This window comes from Archaeoglobus sp. UBA230 (genome assembly GCA_002507545.1).
Lineage (GTDB): Archaea > Halobacteriota > Archaeoglobi > Archaeoglobales > Archaeoglobaceae > Archaeoglobus.
This window is the reverse complement of record DAVR01000004.1, coordinates 97,588-104,797: the sequence shown is the minus strand read 5'-3', so window position 1 is coordinate 104,797 and position 7,210 is coordinate 97,588. Positions and strand designations below refer to the sequence as shown.

The window sequence follows — 7,210 nt, the reverse complement described above, 5'->3', positions numbered from 1 at the left end:
TACACAAACCTCCGCACAAACATCATCTTCGAAGAGCCAGACGAGCTCGACTCCTTCGTTGTCAACCTCGCCCAGAAATGCGGAAAGCACATCAGCATCGCTGAACCGATGGTTGATGCAACAATGCCGGATGGAAGCAGAATCCAGATGACTCTGGGCAGAGAAGTGACAGATCACGGCTCAACCTTCACCATCAGAAAGTTCAGAGAAGAACCTGTAACACCAATAGACCTAATCGCCTGGAAGACCTTCAGCAGCGAGCAGATGGCATACCTCTGGCTCTGCATTGAAAACAAGAAATCCCTAATCTTCGCTGGCGGAACTGCGAGTGGAAAAACAACCTCAATGAACGCCATCTCCCTCTTCATCCCCCGCCGCTCCAAGATAGTCACCATTGAAGACACCCGCGAGCTAATGCTCCCCCACGAGAACTGGATTCCCGGTGTGACGAGAGATGCTTTCCACGGAGAGAAGGGAGCCGTTGACATGTACGATCTGCTGAGAGCAGCATTGAGGCAGAGACCCGAATACATAGTGGTTGGAGAGGTTAGAGGCAGGGAAGCCTTAACTTTATTTCAGGCAATGTCCACCGGCCACACAACCTACTCAACACTGCATGCAGACAGCATAAGCAGCGCAATTCACAGACTTGAAAACCCACCAATTGGAGTGCCAAGGCCAATGCTCGAGGCTCTGGACATCATCAGCATCCAGGCTCAGACCTACGTTGGAGATAGAAGAGTTAGGAGGAACGTAGAGATTGCTGAGATTGTAGGCTTGGATGCGCACACAAAAATGCTCAGAACCTCTACGGTCTTCCAGTGGGACAGTGTTAAGGATGAGCACGTGATGGTCGGAACCTCTAAAGCCTTGGAGGAGATAAGAAGGCAGAGAGGCTGGAGTGTGAGAGAGCTGAACGAGGAGCTGGAGAGGAGAAGGAGGGTGCTGGAGTTCATGCTCAATCACAACATCAGAGACTTCAAGAGAGTCAGCAATATAATCCACACTTACCAGACCAAGCCGGATAAGATTCTTGGAGCGATTTCGGAGGGGTAGGTATATGTTTAAGGAAGCAAACTCGTTAACTTACCTCGGATATAGGCTGTTTGGAGAGGAAATTAGGAAAAAGGAGATGAAATACTTCGAACTTGAAAGGTCTCTTAAAAAAGCCATGATTTCGATGCCCCCTGAAATGTATATCGCAACCGCAAGGATGTTCTCTCTACTTTTCGGCATCATAGGGGCGGTTCTCGGGTTGATAGTGGCTTTCATACTCATAAAGTTTGTCGGAATTCCCCCCTTGTTTGCAGTTCGCCTTCCAGAACCGATTGCCACCTACTGGCTATTTTACCGTCCCTTTGTCTATGCTGGAATTCTCGCCATAGGAATAACTTTGATCCTTTACTACATTGGCAATCTTATTTTCACAATTTACCCCTCAACAGTCATAAGTGATAGGAAGAGCAAGATAGACAGGGTTCTTCCACATGCCATAACATTCATGTATTCGCTGAGCAAAGGCGGAATGAGTCTTGTGCAAATTCTAAAATCTCTTGCTGATAATTTCGAAGTTTATGGGGAAGTTTCGAGAGAGGCTTCGAGAATACTTTGGGAGGTGGAGGGGCTTGGAAAGGACTTGAGAACGGCTTTGGCAGAGGCAGTTGACAACTCGCCCTCTGAGAACTTCAAGGAGTTTCTGCACGGGCTGATAACAATAATAGACAGTGGAGGGGACCTCACGAGGTATTTTGAGGAGAGAGCAGAGTTCTACTTTGAAAGGGCAAGACAGGATCAGAAAGGTTTTCTTGAGTTCCTTGGTTTGATGGCTGAAACCTATATCACAGCCTTTGTAGCCGGGCCGCTTTTCCTGATAATTATTCAGACTGTTATGTCGGTCATGGGACAAACCAACGACATAGCCATTTTTGCGATAATATACTTCGTGATTCCAATTGGCTCTTTTATGTTTGCGATGGTGATAAAGTTGCTAACTCCGGGTGAAGAGGGAGAACCTCCTGAACTCAGGGAAAGGTATGTGTATGTGAGGAGGTCTTCAGAACTTGACGATAAGGAATTAAAAGCAATCAAAAAGAAGGTGAACAGATACAAGCTGAAGAAAAAGCTCAGAAATCCGCTCAAACTTATAAAGGATAAGCCCTACTACACCTTTGCCTTTTCCATCCCAATCGGGATAGCTATTGTTGTTTACGGTATCCTTTCTAACCCCTACATACCCGGAATGGACTTAAGGAACTGGTTCTTCAGCATTGACGACTATATCTTCATAGCACTCATTGTAATTCTCGCTATGTTTGCCATCTTTTTCGAGTGGGGAAGGAGAGGTGTAAAAACATACATGCGCCTTACACCAATTTTCTTGAGCAAGCTCGCTTCTGCGAACGAGAGTGGGATGCCCATTTACAGAGCAATCAACATGATTGCCAAAACTGACACCAGTCCACTGAAGAAGGAGATTAGCAAGATCAAGTCGGATCTGGACTGGGGAGTAAGTTTAACAGATGCCCTTGTTAGATTTGCGAACAGACTTAAGGTTTTCGAGATTTCGAGAACGATGACACTGCTTAATGAAGCACTGAAGTCAACCGGGAACGTTACAGAGGTTTTGATGATTTCGGCAAAGGATGCGACGAGCGCAGAGCTTTTGAGAAGGGAAAGAATGACCAATATGTTCATGTATGTCGTCATCGTCTATATTGCCTTCTTCGTTTTCATCGGAATCGTATACATCATCTCGTCCACATTTCTTTCGACACTTGCGGAAAGTGCTGCAAAGGTTCAGGCCACAGGACAAAGTTTTTCGATGCTTCAGGGAGTAGATGTGAACCTTTATAGAAATGTGTTCATGCATGCTGCAATATTCCAGGGAATATTTGCAGGGATGGTCGCAGGAGTTATGGGTGAAGGGAGCTTGAGTGCTGGAGCGAAGCATTCGCTAATAATGCTTGTCATCGCTTACATTGGATTCAGTGTTCTCTTCGGTTTCCAGCTGATGTAACTCCTTTTTTATTTGCTCATAAAAAAGCCTAAGAAACTCGTGCCTCTCCTCTGCAAGATTCCTGGCGGTTTCTGTGTAAAGCAAATCTTTGAGTTTGAGCAACTTCTCTTCAAAATGTTTCAAGGTTTCTTCAATCCCTCTCCCCCTTTCTCCACTGTAAAGAAAAGCCCTCGCCACACCAATTGCTCCAATTGCATCGAGCTTGTCCGCATCGCTGATCACCTTGGCTTCGAGCGTTCTCGGTTCTATACCCGATGAAAAAGAATGGGATTCGATAGCATGGACTACAGCTTCAATAAACTCCTTTTCTCTCCCCATCTCTTTAAGAATCTCCCTTGCCCTCTCAGCTGACTCGATAGCGTGGTTTTTACAATCCCTCACAAGATCGTGGAGCCTTGCTGCTGTGAGAACGACATCAAGGTCTGCACCCTCCTTTTTGGCGATAAATTTTGCCAGTCTTACCACCCTCTCCACGTGTTTTTCATCGTGAGATGACACGAGGGGATTTTCTGATTATAACCAAAAAAATTTAATGGATTGTGCCTTAAGGATGGTAATGAGTGAAGAATCCAAAATTGTGGATCTTGAGGATATACCCGGTGTAGGACAGGAAACGGCGAGAAAATTGAGAGATGCAGGTTTTTCGACAATTGAAGCAGTTGCTGTTGCATCCCCATCTGAACTGGCAAGCGCTGCAGGCATCTCGGAAGGGAATGCTGCTAAGATCATTCAGGCGGCAAGAAAACTCGCTGATATCGGCGGGTTTGAAAGTGGAGACAAGGTATTTGAAAGAAGGAAAAGTGTGAAGAAAATAACGACCGGGAGCAAAGACCTCAATGAGTTGCTGGGTGGGGGGGTTGAGACTCAGGCTATAACAGAGTTCTTTGGAGAGTTTGGGAGTGGTAAGACACAAATATGCCATCAACTTGCCGTAAATGTGCAGCTTCCTGAAGAAGAGGGTGGACTGAATGGCTCTGCTGTTATTATTGACACAGAGAACACCTTTAGACCTGAGAGGATCATCCAGATGGCAGAAGCAAAGGGGTTGGATGGGAATGAGGTTCTGAAAAACATCTACGTGGCACAAGCCTACAATTCAAACCATCAGATGCTCTTGGTTGACAATGCCAAGGAGTTGGCAGAGAAGCTCAAGAAGGAAGGCAAGCCTGTAAGGTTGATCATCGTTGACTCGCTGATGTCCCACTTTAGAGCGGAATACGTCGGCAGAGGGACTTTGGCGGATAGGCAGCAGAAGCTGAACAGGCATCTGCACGATCTGATGAAGTTTGGTGAACTCTACAATGCAGCCATCGTCGTGACAAATCAGGTTATGGCAAGACCCGATGTTCTTTTCGGCGATCCGACGAAGCCCGTTGGTGGACATATTGTCGCCCACACGGCAACTTTTAGAGTTTACCTCAAGAAAAGTCAGGGAGATTTGAGAATAGCAAGATTAATTGACTCACCCCATCTTCCGGAGGGAGAGGCAATATTCAAGGTAACGGAGAGGGGTATAGAGGACGCGGAGGAAGAGCAGAAAAGAAAAAGAAAGAAAAAATAAAAATTTATTCTTCAACAACCTCTTCCACAACTTCCATTAGCTCCTCAGTATCTTCAACATCGCCATACTGGTTGATCAGTCTGATTATCTCTTTGAGGTCTTTGACACACTCCTTAGTGTGTTCAACAGCATTCTTGACAGCCTCTCTAACCTCCTTCATCGCCTCAAATCCCTGATATGGTGTCTCTATTTCCATCACCTTTTCCTTTGCTTCACTTATTCTTTCTAATGCGTTTTCTCTGTCTTCTCTGAAGTCTTCAAGCCAGTTCTCAAGCATTGTGGTATCCTTTCCTTTCTCCTGGAACTCTACAGTCTTTTCCTCAACAAATTCCTCAAGCTTCTCCCCATTCTCAACGAAGGTCTCAAGCCTGTCGAGTACTGCAATAATAATGCTCTTCTGAAGTGAGACCTTTGCGTCTATCCACAGTTCTCTTGCGTTTCTCATCGCTTCTTTGAGTTCCTCGACAGTATCGACATCTTCTATCTCTTCCTTAGCGTTGACCAAGTCTGTAATGTGCTCGTTTATCTCGTCAATTATCTCATCCTTCATGCTCAGGTTGCTATCCTCAAACCTATCTTTTATACTCTCAAGAGAAGCTATGCCGAACTCAACCATCGCAATCCCAAGGTTTCTTGCCTCATCAAGCGTATCGTTGTTCAACACTATTCCAAACCTGTGCCACTCTCTCACTTTCTTAAACACCTCTGCAGTTTCTCTCAGTTTTTCCCCATACACACTCTCATTCCCTGCTGCCATCACCGCTGGCATCACAAGTGCCAGCAGTGCCAGCAATGCTGCGAACCTGCCAAACCTTCTGCCCAACATCTCGCATCACCAATCAGACTTTGAACTTCAAAAAATATAAGGAAACTTTCGCTTTACGAGCTCTAAATTAATTTTAAAGCTTTATTAGAGTTTATTACGCTTTAAAAAATTGGCTAAAACTTTTAAGTTTTTAAAGGACTGCTGTGAATTATTTTTCAGAATAGGGAAAAATTAATATAGTGTGTAAAAAGAGTGCTTGAAATTAAAAAAGGTGGTTTGAATGTTGGATGAAGGAATAAAAGCTAAGGCTATTGAGCTGGCTGAGAGTATTAAGGAGCTGGGAGAGTATAAGGAATTTGTTGAAATGGAGAAGCTGCTTAAAGAGGATGATGTAGCGCAGGAGCTGCTTGTTGAGTTTCAGCAGAAGCAGCAGGATTTTGTGACCAAGCAGCTTTCGGGTGAGTATGATCAAGATCTACTTGGCGAGCTAACAGAATTACAGTCAAAATTGAATGCGAGAGAAAGTGTTGTCAGGTTCATAGAATCCTACAACAGGTTGCTCTCGGTGGTTGGTGAAATCGTTGATCTGATAAGCGAGAAAATAGAGTTGGATATCGGCGAAGTTTACAGAAGATGAATATTTAAATTAAGTCTCTTTTCTCAATTTTTATGCTCGAAATGTTGATGGCCTTTGCCCTCGGTATAATCTCTGTTTTCTCACCATGTGTGCTTCCCGTCCTCCCCCTCATCTTTGCCGGGTCGAGGGGTAGAGCGAGGGATGCAGCTTTAATAGTGGTAGGACTTACCTTCAGCATGGTAATTGTTGGCTTTACCGCTTCTCTTGTTTTCAATCTCTTTTTCAGAACCTTAGCGATGATTTTTCTACTCGTCTTTTCCCTTATTCTGCTCTCAGAGGAGCTTGAAGAGAAAATTTTCCTCCTCACATCTCGTTTAACTTCAAAAGCCTCTTTAAAGGTCCAGTCCCTGCCATCTTTTCTTTTTGGTATGCTACTCGCATTTCTCTGGCTCCCCTGCATCTTGCCCTTTGCGGGAATTGCCCTAAGCCAGACGCTGCTATCTGAAAATCCCTTTGTGATGGTGTCTTATGGACTTGGAATGGCTGTCACGATTGCTGCAGTTTTCAGAGCGGGAGAGAAATTTGTTCTGGCAAATTATGGAACTATAAAAAAGATTGCTGGGGTCATCATCCTGATATATCTTGCATACTTTACGCTTTCAGGGGTGGTGTGGTGAGAGGATTTTTAATTGTTGGAAACAAAGCTTTCACCAAGCCCTTCAACCTTAATGACATACCCGGTGCGGGAAGAATGGATATTCTTTGCCGCTGCACCTCTCAAGCCCTATTCATTTCACACGGCATAAGGAAGGACGTTGAAGTTTACCTTCTTTTACTTGGCCCACCTGAACCGCCAAAGGTGGTAATGGTTAGAGGAGAAGAAGTAAAAAGGATGTCTCCTGATGAGAGAAACGTTGCGGGACACATAAGAAAGGCTCTCGGGATTGAGTGCGGTGGAGATTGGGCTGAAGTTCACTCTGGGGTTTACGTGGCGAGAAAGAGTCTTGAACTCCTACTTGACGAGTTGAGCAATCGTTACTCGATTATCTATCTGAAGGAAGATGGAACAGACATACAGTCAGTAAATATACCTTCTGATCCTCTTTTTGTTATAGGGGACCATCAGGGTTTGACAGAAGAACAGGAAGGGGTTGTGGAGGAGTATGCCATTGCCAAGGTGAAGCTGTCCGATATCTCCCTTATGGCAGAGCAGTGCGTGACTATAGTCCACTATGAGCTTGACAGAAGAACTTGCTTTTTTGAAATTAGATAAAGGAAATTTCAACTTAG

General features: G+C 44.8%; 8 protein-coding genes. 6 read left to right on the top strand and 2 right to left on the bottom strand.

Going from position 1 to position 7,210, the window contains the following annotated elements; translation table 11 throughout:
- A partial coding sequence (locus BP688_RS01780; protein WP_290624482.1) for a type II/IV secretion system ATPase subunit occupies positions 1-1,056 on the top strand: 1,056 nt, incomplete at its 5' end.
- A 4-nt stretch (positions 1,057-1,060) separates the two neighbouring features.
- The gene (locus BP688_RS01775) at positions 1,061-3,016 is read left to right on the top strand and encodes a type II secretion system F family protein (protein WP_290623219.1); all 1,956 of its coding nucleotides are present in this window, start codon (positions 1,061-1,063) and stop codon (positions 3,014-3,016) included.
- On the opposite strand, the gene BP688_RS01770 is transcribed toward BP688_RS01775, so the two are convergent.
- A complete protein-coding gene (locus tag BP688_RS01770) occupies positions 2,954-3,514 on the bottom strand; it encodes an HD domain-containing protein (RefSeq protein WP_290597239.1) in 561 nt (186 codons plus the stop codon). The two genes, BP688_RS01775 and BP688_RS01770, sit on opposite strands and share 63 nt — an antisense overlap.
- Before the next feature lie 58 nt (positions 3,515-3,572).
- On the opposite strand from BP688_RS01770, the gene radA reads away from it, so the two are divergent.
- On the top strand, positions 3,573-4,577 hold the full coding sequence (gene radA, locus BP688_RS01765; RefSeq protein WP_290597240.1) for a DNA repair and recombination protein RadA: 1,005 nt from the start codon (positions 3,573-3,575) through the stop codon (positions 4,575-4,577).
- A 4-nt stretch (positions 4,578-4,581) separates the two neighbouring features.
- Here radA and BP688_RS01760 read toward each other — a convergent pair whose 3' ends face one another.
- Entirely contained in the window at positions 4,582-5,403 is an 822-nt protein-coding gene (locus tag BP688_RS01760; RefSeq protein ID WP_290623216.1) for a hypothetical protein, read from the bottom strand.
- Positions 5,404-5,623: 220 nt separating this feature from the next.
- Between BP688_RS01760 and BP688_RS01755 the strand changes: the two genes are divergently transcribed.
- From BP688_RS01755 to trmY, 3 genes are read left to right on the top strand one after another with little or no spacing between them, the layout of a single operon-like run.
- Entirely contained in the window at positions 5,624-5,980 is a 357-nt protein-coding gene (locus BP688_RS01755) for a YlbF family regulator (RefSeq protein WP_290597241.1), read from the top strand.
- A gap of 32 nt (positions 5,981-6,012) precedes the next feature.
- On the top strand, positions 6,013-6,597 hold the full coding sequence (locus BP688_RS01750) for a cytochrome c biogenesis CcdA family protein (protein WP_290597242.1): 585 nt from the start codon (positions 6,013-6,015) through the stop codon (positions 6,595-6,597).
- Positions 6,594-7,193 (top strand): tRNA (pseudouridine(54)-N(1))-methyltransferase TrmY, encoded by a 600-nt coding sequence (gene trmY, locus BP688_RS01745; protein WP_290597243.1) that lies wholly within the window; start codon positions 6,594-6,596, stop codon positions 7,191-7,193. The genes BP688_RS01750 and trmY overlap by 4 nt, the downstream gene beginning before the upstream one ends.
- The last annotated feature ends 17 nt before the right edge of the window (positions 7,194-7,210 follow it).